Below are 18,275 nucleotides of genomic sequence, written 5' to 3' on the forward strand. Positions count from 1 at the left end.
CGACGATGAAGATCCTGACCTGCCCCTTGAACGGCCCGCGCAATATCAGCGAGTTCACCTACGGCGGCGAATTCAGGCATATGCCCGACCCGGCCAGCTGCAGCGATGCGGAATGGGCCGACTATGTGTTCAACAGCGACAACCTTGCCGGCGTGGTGATCGAATGGTGGCTGCACAACGCCTCCAGCTACTGGTTCCTGGCCGAACGCCACACGGTGAGCGACCAGGTGCTGCGCACCTTCGACCCGAAAGAACTGTTCGACCGCCGCGTCGACTTCACCCCCGCCGCCACCCCGGAGATTGCCGGATGAACAGCCACACTCGCCTCCCCGCGCCCATGGGCCTGCTGATCGACCGCGAGCAGCCCCTGCACTTCCAGTTCGACGGCCAGGCCTGCCAGGGCTTTGCCGGTGACAGCATCGCCAGCGCCCTGCTCGGCAGTGGCCGCTGGCTGCTGTCGCGCTCGTTCAAGTACCACCGCCCGCGCGGCCCGCTGAGCATGGCCGGGCAGGATGCCAACACCCTGGTGCAGCTGCCGGACGAGCCCAATGTGCTGGCCGACCTGGAAGCCGCCCGCGATGGCCAGGTAGTCGAAGGGCAGAACTTCAACGGTAGCCTGACGCATGATCGCGACGCCTACCTGGGCAAGTTTTCGCGCTTCATGCCGGTGGGCTTCTATTACCGCTCCTTTTACAAGCCCAAGGGCATGTGGAAGGTGTGGGAGCCGCTGATCCGCAAGAAGGCCGGCCTGGGCGTGCTCGACCTAGGCTTCAGGCCGCAGTACTACGACAAGGCCTATCTGTTCGTCGATCTGGCCGTCATCGGCGCTGGCCCGGCTGGCCTGCGTGCGGCACTGGACGCGGCCAATGCCGGGGCCAAGGTGTTGCTGATCGAGCAACAGCCGGTACTTGGCGGCTCGCTCACCTACGCCCGCTTCGACATTGCAGGCACCCGCGCTACCAGCCTGCGCCAGGAACTGCTGGCTGCCGTCGAGGGCCACCCGAACATCCAGGTGCTGCTGGACGCCACCTGCAACGGCTGGTTCACCGACAACTACCTGCCGGTGATCCAGCACAAGCGCCTGTACAAGGTGCGCGCCAGCCGCTGCCTGGTGGCGGCCGGTTCGTTCGACCAGCCAGTTGTGTTCCGCAACAACGACCTGCCGGGGGTCATGCTGACCAGCGCCGTGCAGCGGCTGATGAAGCTGTACGCGGTAAAACCCGGCCAGCGCGCGGTAATCCTCACCGGCCACGATGACGGCTACCTGGCCGCCCTCGACCTGCAGGACCAAGGCGTGGCCGTGGCCGCGGTGGTCGACATGCGCGCTGCGCCAGCCGATGCCGCACTGGCCGCAGAACTGAAGCGCCGCAATATACCCGTGCACCTGGGCAGCACCGTGTACGAAGCCCTGCACGAAGCGGGCATGCGCCACGTGAGTGGCGTGGATATTCGCCCGATCACCGGCCAGGGCAAGGTCGGCCCGCATGGCCTGCGCCTGGCCTGCGACCTGCTGTGCATGTCGGCAGGCTACATGCCGGTGTACCAGTTGCCGTGCCAGGCTGGCGGCAAGCTGGCCTACGACGTCAACCGCGACGAGTTCGCCATCAGCAACCTGCCGGCCGGGCTGGACATCGCCGGCTCGGTGAACGGCCGTCACGCACTGGGCAATGTGCTGGCCGACGCCACTCGCGGGGCTGCCGATGCGCTGGCAGCGCTGGGCCTGGAAGCGCCGGTGCAGCCCGTGTTCAGTGCCGAAGCCAAGGTCAACTTCCCCTGGCCGATCTTCCCCCACCCCAAGGGCAAGGATTTCGTCGACTTCGACGAAGACCTGCAAGTGCGCGACATCGTCAACGCCACGCGCAGCGGCTACCGCGATGTGCAACTGGTCAAGCGCTTCTCCACGGTCGGCATGGGCCCGTCCCAGGGCCGCCACTCGGCGCTGCCGACCGCCCGCCTGGTGGCCCACGCCACCGGGCGCAGCATCAGCGAAACCGGGGTGACCACCGCCCGTCCACCGTTCCAGGCGGAAAAACTGGCCCACGTCGCCGGCCGCGCCTTCGACCCGTACCGGCAAACGCCAATGCACCGCCGCCACCTGGAAGCCGGGGCGAAGATGATGCCGGCCGGCATCTGGCAGCGCCCTGCCTATTATGGCAAGCCCGAGGACCGCGAACGCTGCATGCAGGAGGAAGCCCGCCATGTGCGCGAGAAGGTCGGCCTGATCGACGTTTCCACCCTCGGTGGCCTGGATGTGCGCGGCCCCGACGCCGCCGAACTGCTGGAGCGCCTTTACACCTTCGGCTTCGCCAAGCTGGCCATCGGCCGCACCCGCTACGCGCTGATGACCAACGAGCATGGCGTGGTGATCGATGACGGCGTGTGCGCCCGGCTGGGCGAGCAGCACTTCTACGTCACCGCCACCACCAGCGGTGTCGACCGCATCTACCAGCAGATGCTGAAGTGGAATGCGCAATGGCGCCTGGATGTGGACGTCACCAACGTCACCGCCGCCCTGGCCGCGGTCAACCTGGCCGGGCCGCTGTCACGCCAGGTGCTGGCCAAGGTGTGTGACGATGTGGACCTGTCGGCCGAGGCCTTCCCTTATCTCGGCGTACGCCAGGGCACAGTGGCCGGCATTGCCGCGCGCATCCTGCGGGTGGGCTTTGTGGGTGAACTGGGCTACGAAGTGCACGTGCCGGCGCGCCACGCCGAGCGCCTGTGGGATACCTTGATGCAGGCCGGCGCGGGGTTGGGCATTCGCCCGTTCGGCGTCGAGACCCAACGCCTGCTGCGCCTGGAAAAGGGCCACGTGATCATCAGCCAGGACACCGACGGCATGACCCACCCGGCGGAGATCGACATGCAGTGGGCCATCGGCCGCAAGAAGCCATTCTTCGTCGGCAAACGCTCGATCGAGATCCTCGAAGCGCAGCCGCTCAAGCGCAAACTGGTCGGCTTCACCCTGCCCAAGGGCAGCCCGCAGCCGCTGGAGGGGCATCTGGTGCTGGACGGGGCGGACATCAGCGGCAACGTCACATCCTGCGAATACTCGCAAACCCTGGGGCAGATCATCGGCCTGGCTTACGCCGGTGCCCATCAGGCCACGCCTGGCATGCACATCCCGATCCGCGTGGAGGGCGGTGTGATGGTCAATGCCAAGGTGGTGCCACTGCCGTTTCACGATCCCGACAACCTGCGCCAGGAGCTCTGAGCCATGACCAGTTTGCAAGCCAAAGCTTTTATTTCACCCGGCCCGCGGGCCGAACTGCTGCATACCTGCGCGTTGACTGACCTGACCGATCTGGCACGGGTCGGGTTTCGTGGGGGCGACAGTGCCGCTTGCCTGCAGGTGCGTGGCTACCGCTTGCCGTCGCTACCCAACCAGGCCGTGCGCCAGGAAGACGGTGGCTGGGTAGCGCGCTTGTCGCAGACCGAGTACCTGCTGCTGGGCAGCCTGGCCGACGGCGGTGCACGGGTGGCTGCCGAAGAGGGTGGGTGGGTGCAGGATGCTCGGCGCAACTACCTGCTGCCGCGCCAGGATAGCCATGCCTGGCTGCAGCTGTCGGGGGTGCATTGCAGCGCGGTGATGGCCAAGTTGTGCGGGGTGGACTTGCGCGCCCGGGCGTTTCCCGTTGGGGCGGTGGCGCAGACCTCGGCGGCGCGGATCAACGTGATCGTGCTGAATGTGGGGAGCGATGAGAGGCCGGCGCTGCAGTTGCTGTTTGATCGGGCATCGCTGGCGTATTTCCGTGAAGCGGTGCTGGATGCCATGGATGAGTTCGATGGTGGGTGGGTCGGGGTAGATGAACTGATGCGTTGACCTGCACCGGCCTCTTCGCGGGTAAACCCGCTCCCACAGGGTAATCACTGGGCTTGGGGCTGTGGAGTACCTGTGAGAGCGGGCAGGCCCGCGAAGAAGCCAACGCGGTGGCTGGCACCGGCTGCGCCGGTGTTCGCGGGCTCGCCCGCTCCCACAGGGTCATCACTGGGCTTGGGGGCTCTGGAGTACCTGTGGGAGCGGGCGTGCCCGCGAAGAAGCGCACTCGGTACCGAAGGTCAGAGCTGCACCAAGCGCTCACGCAGGAAGTTCACAAACCCCTGAACCGGCCGCGCCACCTGCCGGTGCTGGGGGTACACCGCCGACAACTGCAGTGCTGGCGGCTGCCACTCATCCAGCACTTTCACCAGTCGCCCATCCGCCAGCGTCTGTCCCACGATGAAGGTTGGCAGATAAGTCACCCCCATCCCGGCAATCGCCGCATCCCTTAGCAGCTCGCCGTTGTTAGCCCGCATCCGCCCGACTACCTGGATCGCCTGTACCTTGCCGCCCTGGCGGAACTGCCACTGCACCTGCCGCGAATGACCATACGGCAGGCAATCATGCCCAGTCAGTTGCTCCGGCCTGGCCGGCACGCCCCGAGCCTTCAGGTACGCCGGGCTCGCACAATACACCCGCTCGACACTGGCAATGCGCCGCGCAATCAGGCTGGAATCCTCCAGCGCACCAATCCGTAGCGCCAGGTCATAGCCCTCGCCGATCAGGTCCACTGCGCGGTCGCTCAAATCCACCTCCACATCCACCTGCGGGTGCAACTGCAGGAACTCGGTCAGCAGGCACCCCAGGTGCGCCATGGCGAACGACAGCGGCGCACTCAGACGCAAGGTGCCACGCAAGGCCTGGGCCTGGCCGCTGATGTCGTGCTCCACCTGCTGCACTTCGCCGAGCAGGCGCAGCGCCGACTGGTAGTAGTGCTGGCCCAGCGGCGTGGCATCCAGGCGCCGCGTGGAGCGGTTGAGCAGGCGCACGCCCAGGCGCTCCTCAAGCTGCATCAGGCGCCGGCTGACCGATTGTTTGGACATTCCCAGGCGGTCGGCAGCCGCAGTGAAACTGCCAGCTTCCATGACCTGGGCAAAGATCCGCATGTCTTCGTAAGGGTTCATTGTCTCGCTCTTGGTGACAGTCAAACGCTTTATAGCGGCTTTTTCCCATCAACGCATCTCCCTAATCTACGCACAAGTCGCAGCGATGGCCCTGAAGGCCAGGCAAGACGCCCACTACCAACATTCAACAGAAAAGGATTCGCTCATGAACATTGTCCACAAAACCCTTACCGCTTCCCTTCTGGCCCTGTCCGTTTCCAGCGCCTTCGCCGCTGGCAGCCCGGGTATCGAACAGCACACCCAGGCCTTCCTCGAAGCCCTGGAACAAGGCGGCGGCAAGCCACTGGAGCAGCTCAGCCCGAAAGACGCCCGCGCGGTGCTGACCGGTGCCCAGGCCTCGGTCAAGGTCGATCTCTCGGGTATCGAGGTGAAGGAACGCGCCATCCAGGCCAACGGCGAGTCGATCAAACTGCAAGTGGTGCGCCCGGCCAACGTGAAGGGTGACCTGCCGGTGTTCATGTTCTTCCACGGTGGCGGCTGGGTGCTCGGCGATTTCCCGACCCACCAGCGGCTGATCCGCGACCTGGTGGTTGGCTCTGGCGCAGTGGCGGTCTACGTCGACTACACCCCGTCGCCGGAAGCGCACTATCCGACGGCGATCAACCAGGCTTACGCCGCCACCCGCTGGGTGGCCGAGCACGGCAAGGAAATTGGCGTGGACGGCAAGCGCCTGGCCGTGGCCGGCAACAGCGTCGGCGGCAACATGGCGGCAGTAGTGGCCTTGAAAGCCAAAGAGGCCGGCACCCCGGCCCTGCGTTTCCAGCTGCTGTTGTGGCCGGTGACCGATGCCAGCTTCGAAACTGCGTCGTACAAGCAGTTTGCCGAGGGGCACTTCCTGACCACCGGGATGATGAAATGGTTCTGGAACAACTACACCACCGACGCCAAGGCCCGGGAACAGATCTACGCCTCGCCGCTGCGGGCCAGCAGTGAACAGCTCAAGGGCCTGCCGCCGGCACTGGTGCAGACGGCCGAGTTCGACGTGCTGCGCGATGAAGGTGAGGCTTATGCTCGCAAGCTGAATGCCGCTGGCGTGACTGTGACCTCGGTGCGGTACAACGGCATGATCCATGACTACGGGCTGCTCAACCCGCTGCATCAGGTGCCGGCCGTGCAAGCGGCCATGCGCCAGGCCGCCGGCGAGCTGAAAGTGCACCTGCAGTAACCTTATCCACGCATGCGGCAGGGCCTGGTGCCCTGCCGGTTCAGGAGGTCCGTCATGCTCACCGTTCGCAACGCCAAAGACCGCGGCCTGGCCTTTCATGGCTGGCTGAAATCGTTCCACACCTTCTCCTTCGGCCACTACCGCAACCCGGACGAGCAAGGGTTCTCGGACCTGCTGGTGATCAACGACGACCGCGTCATCCCCGGCAAGGGCTTTGGCCAGCACCCGCACCGCGACATGGAGATTTTCTCCTACGTGCTGGAAGGCGCGCTGGAGCACAAGGACACGCTGGGCACCGGCTCGGTGATCCGCTCGGGCGATGTGCAGCTGATGAGCGCTGGCCACGGCGTGGCCCACAGCGAGTTCAACCACAGCCAGGTGCAGCCGGTGCACTTCCTGCAGATCTGGATCGTACCGAACGTGCAGGGGGCAACGCCGCGTTACCAGCAACAGCATTTCAGTGCCGAGGAAAAGCGCGGCAAGCTGCGCCTGATCATCTCGCCGGATGGCGCCGAGGGGTCATTGCAGGTAAGGCAGAATGCGCGGGTGTATGCCGGCCTGTTCGACGGTGACGAGCGTGCCACCCTGAACTTGCCGGAAAACCGCCATGCCTATGTGCATGTGGCCCGGGGCAGCATCGAGCTCAATGGGCAAGTGCTGAATGAAGGGGATGGGGTGCGAATGAGGCAGGAACAGGTGCTGGAGCTGGGCAACGGGGTGGATGCCGAGGTGCTGGTGTTCGACCTGCGGCCGCATGAATTGCCGGGCATGCCTTGAGTTTCTGCTTCGACAGTAATGGCCCTATCGCCGGCAAGCCAGCTCCCACAGGTACTGCACAGGTCTTCAAGGCAGTGTTTAACCTGTGGGAGCTGGCTTGCCGGCGATAGGGCCAACAGCCATCACTCAGGGCTCGAACCCTTCGACGATGATCACCTCAGCCTTCGCCACCCCCTGGCGATGGCTGCAAGCCTCCTGGTACAGCTCGGACCGGTAACACGCCAGCGCCTGCTCGTACGAATCGAACTCGATCACCACGCTACGCTGAGGGGTAGGCCGCCCTTCCATTGCCTCGCTACGCCCGCCACGGGCCAGGAAACGGCCGCCGAATGCCTTGAAGGCAGCCGGGGCGCGCTGGGTGTACTGCTGGTATTGCTCGGGATCGTTCACGTCCACATGGGCGATCCAATAGGCCTTCATGCGCTGCTCTCCTGTTACGGCGATATTTGTGTATGATGGTATACCATAATAATCATCCCACCACAGTGAGCGTGCAACATGGCTTTCAACACCATCGAAGAACTCCTCGAGGACTACCGGCAAGGCAAGATGGTCCTGCTGGTGGATGACGAGGACCGGGAAAACGAAGGCGATCTGCTGATCGCCGCCGAGCGTTGCGACGCCCAGGCCATCAACTTCATGGCCCGTGAAGCGCGCGGGCTGATCTGCCTGACGCTGACCGACGATCACTGTCAACGTCTGGGCCTGGAGCAGATGGTGCCGGCCAACGGCAGCGTTTTCAGCACCGCCTTCACCGTGTCGATCGAGGCTGCCACGGGCGTTACCACCGGTATTTCCGCTGCTGATCGGGCACGTACGGTGGCAGCGGCGATGGCCCCCAATGCCCGCCCGGAAGACCTGGTGCAACCCGGCCACATCTTCCCCCTGCGCGCCCGTGAAGGCGGTGTACTGACGCGCGCCGGCCACACCGAAGCCGGCTGCGACCTGGCGCGCCTGGCCGGGTTCACCCCGGCGTCGGTTATCGTCGAAGTACTCAACGATGACGGCACCATGGCCCGCCGCCCGGACCTGGAGGTGTTCGCTGCCCGGCACGGCATCAAGATAGGCACCATCGCCGACCTCATCCACTACCGCCTGAGCACCGAGCAGACCATCAAGCGCATCGGCGAACGCGAACTGCCGACCGTGCATGGCACCTTCCGCCTGGTCACCTACGAAGACCGCATCGAAGGTGGCGTACACATGGCCATGGTCATGGGCGATATCCGCCGCGAGCAGCCGACCCTGGTGCGAGTGCATGTGATCGACCCGCTGCGCGACCTGGTCGGCGCCGAATACGCCGGCCCCGCCAACTGGACGCTTTGGGCGGCGCTGCAGAAGGTGGCCGAGGAAGGCGCCGGCGTGGTGGTGATCCTGGCCAACCATGAGTCCTCGCAGGCGCTGCTGGAGCGCGTGCCGCAGCTGACCCAGCCGGTGCGGCCTTACCAGCGTGGGCAATCGAAGGTGTACTCGGAGGTGGGTACAGGCGCGCAGATTCTGCAGGATCTGGGCGTGGGCAAGCTGCGCCACCTGGGCCCGCCGCTGAAATACGCGGGGCTGGCGGGGTATGAGCTGGAGGTCGTGCAAAGCATCCCCTTCGAGCCCGGACTGGTGAGCTGATACAGGCCCGTGTAGGAGCGGCCTTGTGTCGCGAAAGGGCCGCGAAGCGGCCCCGACAATTCATGTGTCGACGCTGAAATCCGGGGGCCGCTTTGCGGCCCTTTCGCGACACAAGGCCGCTCCTACAAAGGTTCGCGGCAACTTGCAGAGGACGGAGTGATGGCCGGTAGCCTCATACCTCTTGCCAAAAGTTTGGAATACCATAATATGATATCCCGTAGACCTTGAATCTGCAGGCCGGCACCTACAATCAAAAACGGCCAAAAAACACTTTGTTTTAGCTGCTCCCCGAACACTATTGGCGGGCGCACCACAAGCCCCGCCTCGAATAACAAAAGCAACGAGGGCGTAACCATGCTGTTGAGCAAACGTGTAACCGCAGTGCTGTCCGCCAGCCTGCTGACCCTGGCATGTCAGGCTGCCCAGGCCGCCGACAGCCTGAACTTCGTCAGCTGGGGCGGTACCACCCAGGACGCCCAGAAAGAAGCGTGGGCCGTACCTTTCACCAAAGCCACCGACATCAAAGTCGTCCAGGACGGCCCCACCGACTATGGCAAGCTCAAGGCCATGGTCGAAAGCGGCAACGTGCAGTGGGACGTGGTCGACGTCGAAGCCGACTTCGCCCTGCGTGCCGCCAGCGAAGGCCTGCTCGAACCCCTCGATTTCACCCAGATCAAGCGCGACAAGATCGACCCGCGCTTCGTCTCCGACCATGGCGTCGGCTCGTTCTTCTTCTCCTTCGTGCTCGGCTACAACGAAGGCAAGCTAGGTGCCAACAAACCGGTGGACTGGACCGCCCTGTTCGATACCAAGACCTACCCCGGCAAGCGCGCCCTGTACAAATGGCCCAGCCCAGGCGTACTGGAACTGGCCCTGCTGGCTGACGGCGTAGCCCCCGACAAGCTGTACCCGCTGGACCTGGACCGCGCCTTCAAGAAGCTCGACACCATCAAGAAAGACATCGTCTGGTGGGGCGGTGGCGCCCAGTCGCAGCAACTGCTGGCCTCGGGTGAAGCCTCGCTCGGCCAGTTCTGGAACGGCCGCGTCTATGCCCTGCAGCAAGACGGTGCACCGGTGGGCGTGAGCTGGAAGCAGAACCTGGTCATGGCCGACTTCCTGGTCATCCCCAAAGGTGCCAAGAACAAGGACGCGGCCATGAAGTTCCTGGCCAACGCCAGCAGCGCCGAAGGCCAGGCCGAGTTCGCCAACAAGACCGCCTACGCGCCGGTGAACGTCGACAGCGTGGCCAAGCTGGACAAAGACCTTGCGCAGAACCTGCCGACCGCCTACGCCCAGGACCAGGTCACCCTCGACTTCGCCTACTGGGCCAAGAACGGCCAGGCCATCGCAGCCCGCTGGAATGAGTGGTTGGTCAAATGAAAGTCGCCATCAACGCCCTGCATAACGCGCAAGGTGCCCCCACGGGCACCGGCGCCCCGGGAACGGCCCCCCGCCGCGTCAGCCTGAGCCAGCGCTGGAAAGGCAGCCGCAATCTGCTGCCGGCGCTACTGTTCCTTGGCCTGTTCTTCTTCGCCCCGCTCGCCGGCCTGTTGCTGCGCGGTGTGCTGGAGCCGACGCCGGGCCTGGGCAACTACGAGCAGCTGTTCGCCAACTCGGCCTATGCGCGGGTGCTTTTCAACACCTTCTCGGTGGCCGGCGTGGTCACCCTGATCAGCGTGCTGCTGGGCTTCCCGCTGGCCTGGGCAATTACCCTGGTGCCCAAGGGCTGGGGCCGCTGGTTGCTGAACATCGTGCTGCTGTCGATGTGGACCAGCCTGCTGGCGCGCACCTACTCGTGGCTGGTGCTGCTGCAGAGCTCGGGGGTGATCAACAAGGCGTTGATGGCCATGGGTATCATCGATGCCCCGCTGGAAATGGTGCACAACCTGACCGGCGTGGTGATCGGCATGAGCTACATCATGATCCCGTTCATCGTGCTGCCGCTGCAGGCGACCATGCACGCCATCGACCCGATGGTGCTGCAGGCCGGCTCGATCTGTGGCGCCAGCCCGTGGACCAATTTCTGGAAAGTGTTCCTGCCGCTGTGCCGCTCGGGGCTGTTCTCCGGGGCACTGATGGTGTTCGTGATGTCGCTCGGTTACTACGTCACCCCGGCCCTGCTGGGCGGTGCACAGAACATGATGCTGCCCGAGTTCATCATCCAGCAGGTGCAGTCGTTCCTCAACTGGGGCCTGGCCAGCGCCGCCGCCGCACTGCTGGTGGTGATCACCCTGGTGCTCTTCTACCTGTACCTGAAGCTGCAGCCGGAATCCCCGGTTGGCAACGCGAGGTAAACCGCCATGCTCCTGTCTCCCAATGCCATGGGCCGCCCGCTGCGTACGGGCCTGTACCTGACCACCGGGGTCATCGCGGCCTTCCTGCTGCTGCCGGTGGTGTTCATCGTGTTGCTGTCGTTCGGCTCGTCGCAGTGGCTGGTGTTCCCGCCGCCGGGCTGGACCTTCAAGTGGTACGGCCAGTTCTTCTCCAACCCGGAGTGGATGGACGCCGCGCTGGCCAGCCTGAAGGTGGCCGTGCTGACCACCATCGCCGCCGTGCTGCTCGGCCTGCCCACCGCGTTTGCCCTGGTGCGTGGCCGCTTCCCGGGCCGCGAGCTGCTGTACGGGCTGTTCACCATGCCGATGATCGTGCCACTGGTGATCATTGCCGTGGCGGTGTACGCGCTGTTCCTCAAGCTCGGCTACACCGGCACGCTGTTCGCCTTCGTGGTCAGCCACGTGATCGTCGCCCTGCCCTTCACCATTATCTCGATCATCAATTCGCTGAAGCTGTTCGACCAGTCCATCGAGGATGCTGCGGTGATCTGCGGCGCCTCGCGCCTGCAGGCGATCTTCAAGGTGACCTTCCCGGCGATTCGCCCGGGGATGATCGCCGGCGGCCTGTTCGCCTTCCTGGTGTCGTGGGATGAAGTGGTGCTGAGCGTGATGATGGCCAGCCCCGACCTGCAGACCTTGCCGGTGAAGATGTGGACCACCCTGCGCCAGGACCTCAGCCCGGTCATCGCCGTGGCCTCGACCCTGCTGATCGGCCTGTCGCTGCTTGTCATGTTCATTGCCGCCGCCTTGCGCCGGCGCACCGAAGCCAACGCCTGAGCGCGCGGAGAAAACAACAATGAGTGCAGTGATCAAAGACAACGCGCACGGCAAGACCCTGGTCAGCCTGCGCGGCCTGAACAAGCACTACGGCGACTTCACCGCCGTGGACAACCTCGACCTGGAAATCCAGGACGGCGAGTTCCTGACCTTCCTCGGTTCCAGCGGCTCGGGCAAGTCCACCACCCTGTCGATGCTGGCAGGCTTCGAAACGCCGAGCAGCGGCGAGATCCTGGTCGATGGCCAGTCACTGGTCAACGTGCCGCCGCACAAGCGTGACATCGGCATGGTGTTCCAGCGCTATTCGCTGTTCCCGCACCTGAACGTGCGCGACAACATCGGCTTTCCGCTGGCCATTCGCAAGCTTAGTGCCAGCGAAACCAGCAAGCGCGTCGATGCCATGCTCAAGCTGGTGCAGCTGGAGAAGTTCGCCCACCGCAAGCCGTCGCAGATGTCCGGTGGCCAGCAGCAGCGCGTGGCTATCGCCCGGGCGCTGGTGTACGAACCGCGCATCCTGCTGATGGACGAACCGCTCGGCGCGCTGGACAAGAAGCTGCGCGAAGACCTGCAGGACGAACTGCGCCAGTTGCACCGGCGCCTGGGCATCACCATCGTCTACGTCACCCACGACCAGGAAGAAGCCATGCGCCTGTCCCAGCGCATCGCCATCTTCAGCCATGGCAAGATCGTCGGCCTGGGCACCGGTTACGACCTGTACCAGAACCCGCCGAATGCCTTCGTCGCCTCGTTCCTGGGCAACTCCAACTTCCTGCGGATCAAGGCCAGCAGCAATGGCGCGGGCAGCTTCGAGGGCCAGCCGGTGGCCATCCGCCTGACCCCGGGCCTGGCCGCCTCGCAGGATGCACTGATCATGGTGCGCCCGGAAAAGGCCCTGGCCCTGACCGCCGAACAAGCCGCGCGCGAGCCGCTGCCGGCGGGCTGGAACGAGGTCAGTGCCAAGGTTGGTGAAGTGCTGTTCCTGGGCGAGAGCCAGACCTGCCATGTGGTGACAGCGGGCGGTACCGAGCTGACGGTAAAGGCGTTGTCGGCGGCGGGCATGCCGATGCAGCCGGGGGATACCGTGAAGGTGCGCTGGGCGGTGGCGGATGCGTGCATCTATACCGAGTGGGCAGAAAGTGACCTGAGCAAGTCTGCCGGGGCGCATTGATACCGCTGGGGCCGCTTTGCGGCCCTTTCGCCGGCAAGCCAGCTCCCACAGGTACAGCGCAGATTTCAGGATTGGCACGGCCCCTGTGGGAGCTGGCTTGCCGGCGATGGGCTGCACAGCAGCCCCATTAACGCGAACTTACAAGCATCAGGCAAAGCCCACTGCCCCATGGACTGTCACATTATCATCACGCCACTGTCGTAATCTGCCGGCCATCTCTATGCCATAGGCCTTCCGGCATGCCCCGCCTGCTTGTCTTGCTGCTCACCCTGCTACCGCTGGCGACCCTGGCCGAGCCCGCTCACCTGCGCGTCCAAGGCTCCAACACCATCGGCGCGGCCTTGCTGCCGGCGCTGGTGCAAGGGCAATTGCGCGCGCAGCAAGCTACCGCCATCGAACAATACCCGGGCAAGCTGGCCAACGAGACTGTCATCACCGCTCGCGATACGCGTGGCCAGCCTTTGCGCATCGACATCGCCGCACACGGTTCCAGCACCGGCTTCGTCGCCCTGGGCCATGGCGAGGCCGACCTGGCCGCCGCGTCGCGGCCTATCAACGACAACGAAGCAAGCCAACTGCAGGCTTTGGGCGACCTGCGCGCCGCTGCCGCCGAACAAGTCATCGGCCTGGATGGCGTCGCGGTCATCGTTCACCCCGACAACCCGCTGCCACAGCTCACCACGGGGCAACTGGCACAGATCTTTGCCGGGCAGATCCAGCGCTGGGAGCAATTGGGTGTTGCCGGCGGGGCCATCCACCTGTACGCCCGTGACGACCGCTCCGGCACCTTTGAGACCTTCAAGGCCCTCGTGCTGGAACCCCAGCAAAGCGAACTTTCAGCCAAGGCCCAACGTTTCGAGTCCAGCGACGAGCTGGCCGCGCGAGTGAGCACCGACCGCCAGGCCATCGGTTTCAGCAGCCTGGCGGCGGTGCATGGGGCCAAGGTGCTGGCGGTGGCCGAAGGTGACGCGCCGGCCATGCTGCCGGAGCGTGCACTGGTGGCCAGCGAGGACTACCCGCTATCGCGGCGCCTGTATTTCTATCTGCCGGCCAACCCCAAGCCCCAGGCCAAGGCCCTGGCCGATTTCGCTCAGAGCCCGGCGGGCCAGGCGATCGTCGCCCAGCAGGGTTTCGTTTCGCAGCAGATCAAGGCCCAATCTGTAGCACCCCAGGCCGACATGCCGCCGCGCTATCGCACCCTGGCCCAGCAGGCACAGCGGTTGAGCGTTAACTTCCGCTTTCAGGAAGGCAGCGCCAGCCTCGACAACAAGGCCCTGCGCGATGTCCAGCGCGTTGCCGACTACCTGCGCCAAGCGGGCAAGTTGCAGCGCAAGGCGGTGCTGGTGGGCTTTGGCGACCCCAAGGAAACACCCGGTCGCGCCGCCCTACTGTCCCGCCTAAGGGCCCAGGCGGTGCGCCGCGAGCTGGCGCGCGATGGCGTGGAGGTGCTGGAGGTGACCGGGATGGGAGATGAATTGCCAGTGGCAGGGAACGAACTGGAGCAAGGGCGACTGCGCAATCGCCGGGTGGAAGTGTGGGTGCATTGATCTGAAAGCAGCACACATCCCTGTAGGAGCAGCCTTGTGCTGCGAAGAGGCCAGTATGGCCAACACATTTGTGCAAGGTTGACCGGCCTCTTCGCAGCACAAGGCTGCTCCTACAAGAAGCGTGCTTAAGTGTGTGCCGTGCTTGGCAAAGAAATGTAACAGCTCCCCATTCGGCATCACCGGCAAACGGGTCTAGGCTCAAGCCCATGTGATACCGGGCCCCTCTGACGGCTGCCAGGCCGCCATGTCGGATCACTGTTGCCATGCAACGTCGACATTCAAGGAGGGGCTCATGACAGCTCTACACACATTCCTCACCACCCCGTTCCTCGGCACCAGCACCTGGTTGTGGCTGGTGTTCATGGCCATCGTCATCGGTTTGCTGGTACTCGATCTCGGCGTGCTGCACCGCCACGACCGGGAAATCGAAATGCGCGAGAGCCTGCTGCTGTATTCGGGCTATTTCAGCGTCGGCGTGCTGTTCGGCGTCGGTGTCTGGTACCAGTTGGGCGCGCAGTCGGCGCTGGAGTTCTACACCGGGTTCCTGGTCGAACAGTCGCTGTCGATGGACAACGTGTTCGTCATGGCGATGATCTTCAGCTATTTCGCCATCCCCCGCCGCTACCAGCACCGCGTGCTGTTCTGGGGCATCCTCGGGGTGGTGTTCCTGCGGGCGATCATGATCGGCGTGGGCGCGGCGCTGGTGCAGAACTTCGCCTGGGTACTGTATATCTTCGGTGCCTTCCTGCTGTTTACCGGGGTGAAGATGGCGCTGTCGAAGGAAGATAGCCGCCCCGACCTGGCCAACAACCCGATCCTCAAGTTCGTGCGCCGGCACATGCGGGTCACCGAGCAGATTCACGGCTCGCACTTCTTCGTGCAGCAGACCCCGCCCGGGCAGCACAAGGCGCTACGCCATGCCACCCCGCTGTTCATGGCGCTGGTGCTGATCGAACTGGCCGACCTGGTGTTCGCCGTCGACAGCGTCCCGGCAATCTTCGCCATCACCCAGGACCCGTTCATCGTCTACACCTCCAACATCTTCGCCATCCTCGGCTTGCGCTCGTTGTATTTTGCGCTGGCGGCGCTGATGCACCGGTTCGTTTACCTCAAGTACGCGCTCGCGCTGGTGCTGATCTTCATTGGCTGCAAGATCTTCTACCACGGCATGGTGGGCAAGGTGCCGGCATTGCTGTCGCTGGGGGTGACGTTCGGGTTGTTGCTGGGTGGGGTGGTGGTTTCGTTGGTCAAGACGCGGGGGGAAAAGCCGGAAATCAAGAATGGTCAATCCAAGCAGCCTTCAAATGCCGATCGTACAGTCAGCGAGAAGGAGGAAGACCCGCAGATGCGGGTCTGACCATCCAGAGGAACCAGTGAGCCTTCAAGGGCGTCTTCGCGGGCAAGCCCGCTCCTACAGATATTGTGCACAGCTTGGAGGCGGCACAGTACCTGTGGGAGCGGGCAAGCCCGCGAAGAGGCCGGAACAAGCCGGTAAATCATCGTCCGCTACGTATCATCTCCGCCGGCACGTACTTGCCGATCTCATACTTGCCAATCGCCGCCCGGTGCACTTCATCTGGCCCGTCGGCCAGGCGCAAGGTGCGCTGCATGGCGTACATGTAAGCCAGCGGGAAATCGCCACTCACCCCTGCCCCCCCATGAATCTGGATCGCGCGGTCGATCACCTTCAATGCCACGTTCGGCGCCACTACCTTGATTTGCGCAATCTCGCTGCGGGCCACCTTGTTGCCGACCGTGTCCATCATGTAGGCCGCTTTCAACGTCAGCAGCCGGGCCATGTCGATCTCCATGCGCGAGTCGGCAATCTTGTCGACGTTGCCGCCCAGACGCGCCAGTGGCCGGCCGAAGGCGGTACGCTCCACCGAGCGCTTGCACATCAGTTCCAGCGCGCGCTCGGCCATGCCGATCGAGCGCATGCAGTGGTGGATACGGCCGGGGCCAAGGCGCCCCTGGGCAATTTCGAAGCCACGGCCTTCACCCAGGATCACGTTCTCATACGGTACCCGCACATTCTCGAAGAGCACCTCGGCGTGGCCATGGGGAGCATCGTCATAGCCGAACACCGGCAGCGGGCGGACGATCTTCACCCCAGGCGCATCGGTGGGCACCAGCACCATCGAGTGCTGCTGGTGGCGTGGCCCTTCAGGGTCGGACAGGCCCATGAAGATCATTACCTTGCAGCGCGGGTCGCAAGCGCCGGAGGTCCACCACTTGCGGCCGTTGATTACCCATTGGTCACCGTCACGCACGGCGGTGGCGGCCATGTTGGTGGCATCCGAGGAGGCCACGTCCGGTTCGGTCATGGCGAACGCCGAACGGATCTCGCCACGCAGCAGCGGCTCCAGCCACTGGCGCTTCTGCGCTTCACTGCCATAGCGCACCAGCACTTCCATGTTGCCGGTGTCCGGCGCCGAGCAGTTGAACGGCTCCGGGCCGAGCAACGAACGACCCATGATTTCCGCCAGCGGGGCGTATTCCAGGTTGCTCAGGCCGGCACCGTATTCCGATTCGGGCAGGAACAGGTTCCACAGCCCTTCAGCGCGGGCCTTGGCCTTGAGTTCTTCCATGATCGCGGTGGGCTGCCAGCGGTCACCCTCGGCGACCTGGCGCTCGAACACCGCCTCGGCGGGGTAGACATAGGCCTCCATGAACGCGCTGACGCGCTCACGCAGTGCCTGGACCTTGGGCGAATAGGCGAAATCCATCGGGGCTACCTTCACGGTTCGGAGTACATGGGCCAGAGCCTAGAGCAGCATGGCCTCATCCACCTAGCCTATTTTCCGCGTGTATAAACATTCATAACCGATATATGATCGGCCAATAATTCCAACAAAGAGCGGCGCCCATGAACCTCAGCAAGGTCGACCTCAACCTGTTCATCGTGTTCGATGCGATCTACACCGAAGCCAACCTGACCCGCGCCGGGCAGATCGTCGGCATCACCCAGCCGGCAGTGTCCAACGCCCTTTCGCGGCTGCGCGAAACCTTCAACGACCCGCTGTTCGTGCGTACCGCGCAAGGCATGGTGCCCACGCCCATGGCGCAGAACATCATCGGCCCGGTGCGCAACGCCCTGGCACTGCTGCGCACCTCGGTGCAGGAAAGCCGCATCTTCAACCCGCAACAGGCCAACAAGACTTTCCGCATCAGCATGACCGACCTGACCGAAGCGGTCATCCTGCCGCCGCTGTTCCAGCGCTTGCGCCGCCTGGCGCCGGCGGTGCTGATCGAAAGCTTTTTGTGCAAGCGCCGCGAGACCACCAAGGAACTTGCCGCCGGCCGCCTGGACTTCGCCATCGACGCACCGTTGAACACCGACCCGCAGGTACGCCACGTCAAACTGATGCAAGACCGCTATGTCTGCGCCCTGCGCCAGGGCCACCCGCTGGCCGACAGCAAGCTGACCCTCGACAACTACCTGGGCATGACCCACATCCATATTTCCAGCCGCCGCAACGGCCTGGGCTATGTCGACCTGGCCCTGGGCAAGATGGGCGTGCAGCGCAAGGTTGCCTTGCGCTCGCAGCATTACCTTATGGCCTCGCAGGTGTTGCAGCAGACCGACATGGCGATGACCGTCCCCGAGCGCTTCGCCCGCCGCCATCAGTTGCGTTACCAGCCACTGCCGGTCGAGGTGCCTGCGCTGGAAACGCACCTGTACTGGCATGAAAGCACCGATCAGGACCCGGCCAACCGCTGGATGCGCGAGCAGATCACCGAGTTGTGCGAACGTGTGGTGGCCGAGGAAGAGAGGGCCTCGGAACCAGCCTGAACAGAATGGCGGGATGCGGAGAAAAAAATTCCAAGAAAAACTTGATAGATAGAAATTTTTCTTGATCATTTCCAGAATAGAGCCGCTGGAAGTGAAAAATATCTCCGAAGTAGCGGGTACGCTTGCTCCAACGATTGCCGATTTCACGGCGACA

At 64.2% G+C, this 18,275-nt stretch carries 16 protein-coding genes; 13 read left to right on the plus strand and 3 right to left on the minus strand.

What is annotated here, in order from left to right:
- Window positions 1–5: 5 nt before the first annotated feature.
- From GEV38_RS17200 to GEV38_RS17210, 3 genes are read left to right on the plus strand one after another with little or no spacing between them, the layout of a single operon-like run.
- Window positions 6–311 (plus strand): sarcosine oxidase subunit delta, encoded by a 306-nt coding sequence (locus GEV38_RS17200; protein WP_054572077.1) that lies wholly within the window; start codon window positions 6–8, stop codon window positions 309–311.
- Window positions 308–3,211: a 2Fe-2S iron-sulfur cluster-binding protein gene (locus GEV38_RS17205; RefSeq protein ID WP_054572078.1), complete on the plus strand. Its 2,904-nt coding sequence runs from the start codon at window positions 308–310 to the stop codon at window positions 3,209–3,211. Before GEV38_RS17200 ends, GEV38_RS17205 begins: the two co-directional genes overlap by 4 nt.
- A gap of 3 nt (window positions 3,212–3,214) precedes the next feature.
- Window positions 3,215–3,820, plus strand: coding sequence for a sarcosine oxidase (locus GEV38_RS17210; protein WP_054572079.1), 606 nt, complete (start codon window positions 3,215–3,217; stop codon window positions 3,818–3,820).
- A 236-nt stretch (window positions 3,821–4,056) separates the two neighbouring features.
- Here the strand turns inward: GEV38_RS17210 and GEV38_RS17215 are convergent, their stop codons facing one another.
- Window positions 4,057–4,941, minus strand: a complete 885-nt coding sequence (locus GEV38_RS17215; protein ID WP_054572080.1) for a LysR family transcriptional regulator — start codon at window positions 4,939–4,941, stop codon at window positions 4,057–4,059.
- A 145-nt stretch (window positions 4,942–5,086) separates the two neighbouring features.
- Between GEV38_RS17215 and GEV38_RS17220 the strand changes: the two genes are divergently transcribed.
- Both GEV38_RS17220 and GEV38_RS17225 read left to right on the plus strand, forming a co-directional pair.
- Complete coding sequence (locus GEV38_RS17220) at window positions 5,087–6,106, plus strand: alpha/beta hydrolase (protein WP_054572081.1); 1,020 nt, start codon at window positions 5,087–5,089, stop codon at window positions 6,104–6,106.
- Between the two features lie 54 nt (window positions 6,107–6,160).
- Window positions 6,161–6,883 carry a pirin family protein gene (locus GEV38_RS17225; RefSeq protein ID WP_015270841.1) on the plus strand — a complete coding sequence of 241 codons (723 nt, stop codon included), beginning with the start codon at window positions 6,161–6,163 and terminating at the stop codon, window positions 6,881–6,883.
- Between the two features lie 126 nt (window positions 6,884–7,009).
- On the opposite strand, the gene GEV38_RS17230 is transcribed toward GEV38_RS17225, so the two are convergent.
- The gene (locus GEV38_RS17230) at window positions 7,010–7,303 is read right to left on the minus strand and encodes a DUF1330 domain-containing protein (protein ID WP_015270842.1); all 294 of its coding nucleotides are present in this window, start codon (window positions 7,301–7,303) and stop codon (window positions 7,010–7,012) included.
- A 78-nt stretch (window positions 7,304–7,381) separates the two neighbouring features.
- On the opposite strand from GEV38_RS17230, the gene ribBA reads away from it, so the two are divergent.
- From ribBA to GEV38_RS17265, 7 genes are all read left to right on the plus strand, one after another.
- Entirely contained in the window at window positions 7,382–8,503 is a 1,122-nt protein-coding gene (gene ribBA, locus GEV38_RS17235) for a bifunctional 3,4-dihydroxy-2-butanone-4-phosphate synthase/GTP cyclohydrolase II (protein WP_015270843.1), read from the plus strand.
- A gap of 354 nt (window positions 8,504–8,857) precedes the next feature.
- Window positions 8,858–9,883, plus strand: coding sequence for an ABC transporter substrate-binding protein (locus GEV38_RS17240; protein WP_013973153.1), 1,026 nt, complete (start codon window positions 8,858–8,860; stop codon window positions 9,881–9,883).
- On the plus strand, window positions 9,880–10,797 hold the full coding sequence (locus tag GEV38_RS17245) for an ABC transporter permease (RefSeq protein ID WP_015270844.1): 918 nt from the start codon (window positions 9,880–9,882) through the stop codon (window positions 10,795–10,797). The genes GEV38_RS17240 and GEV38_RS17245 overlap by 4 nt, the downstream gene beginning before the upstream one ends.
- Before the next feature lie 6 nt (window positions 10,798–10,803).
- The gene (locus tag GEV38_RS17250) at window positions 10,804–11,613 is read left to right on the plus strand and encodes an ABC transporter permease (RefSeq protein WP_015270845.1); all 810 of its coding nucleotides are present in this window, start codon (window positions 10,804–10,806) and stop codon (window positions 11,611–11,613) included.
- Window positions 11,614–11,632: 19 nt separating this feature from the next.
- Window positions 11,633–12,781 (plus strand): ABC transporter ATP-binding protein, encoded by a 1,149-nt coding sequence (locus GEV38_RS17255; protein ID WP_013973156.1) that lies wholly within the window; start codon window positions 11,633–11,635, stop codon window positions 12,779–12,781.
- A 239-nt stretch (window positions 12,782–13,020) separates the two neighbouring features.
- The gene (locus GEV38_RS17260; protein ID WP_054572082.1) at window positions 13,021–14,328 is read left to right on the plus strand and encodes a substrate-binding domain-containing protein; all 1,308 of its coding nucleotides are present in this window, start codon (window positions 13,021–13,023) and stop codon (window positions 14,326–14,328) included.
- 292 nt (window positions 14,329–14,620) lie between these two features.
- Window positions 14,621–15,685, plus strand: coding sequence for a TerC family protein (locus GEV38_RS17265; RefSeq protein ID WP_015270847.1), 1,065 nt, complete (start codon window positions 14,621–14,623; stop codon window positions 15,683–15,685).
- A gap of 139 nt (window positions 15,686–15,824) precedes the next feature.
- On the opposite strand, the gene GEV38_RS17270 is transcribed toward GEV38_RS17265, so the two are convergent.
- Complete coding sequence (locus tag GEV38_RS17270; protein ID WP_054572083.1) at window positions 15,825–17,054, minus strand: acyl-CoA dehydrogenase; 1,230 nt, start codon at window positions 17,052–17,054, stop codon at window positions 15,825–15,827.
- 140 nt (window positions 17,055–17,194) lie between these two features.
- On the opposite strand from GEV38_RS17270, the gene GEV38_RS17275 reads away from it, so the two are divergent.
- Window positions 17,195–18,121, plus strand: a complete 927-nt coding sequence (locus GEV38_RS17275) for a LysR family transcriptional regulator (protein WP_015270849.1) — start codon at window positions 17,195–17,197, stop codon at window positions 18,119–18,121.
- Window positions 18,122–18,275 lie beyond the last annotated feature (154 nt).

It is taken from the genome of Pseudomonas sp. 13159349 (genome assembly GCF_013305685.1).
Classification (GTDB): Bacteria; Pseudomonadota; Gammaproteobacteria; order Pseudomonadales; family Pseudomonadaceae; genus Aquipseudomonas; species Aquipseudomonas asiatica.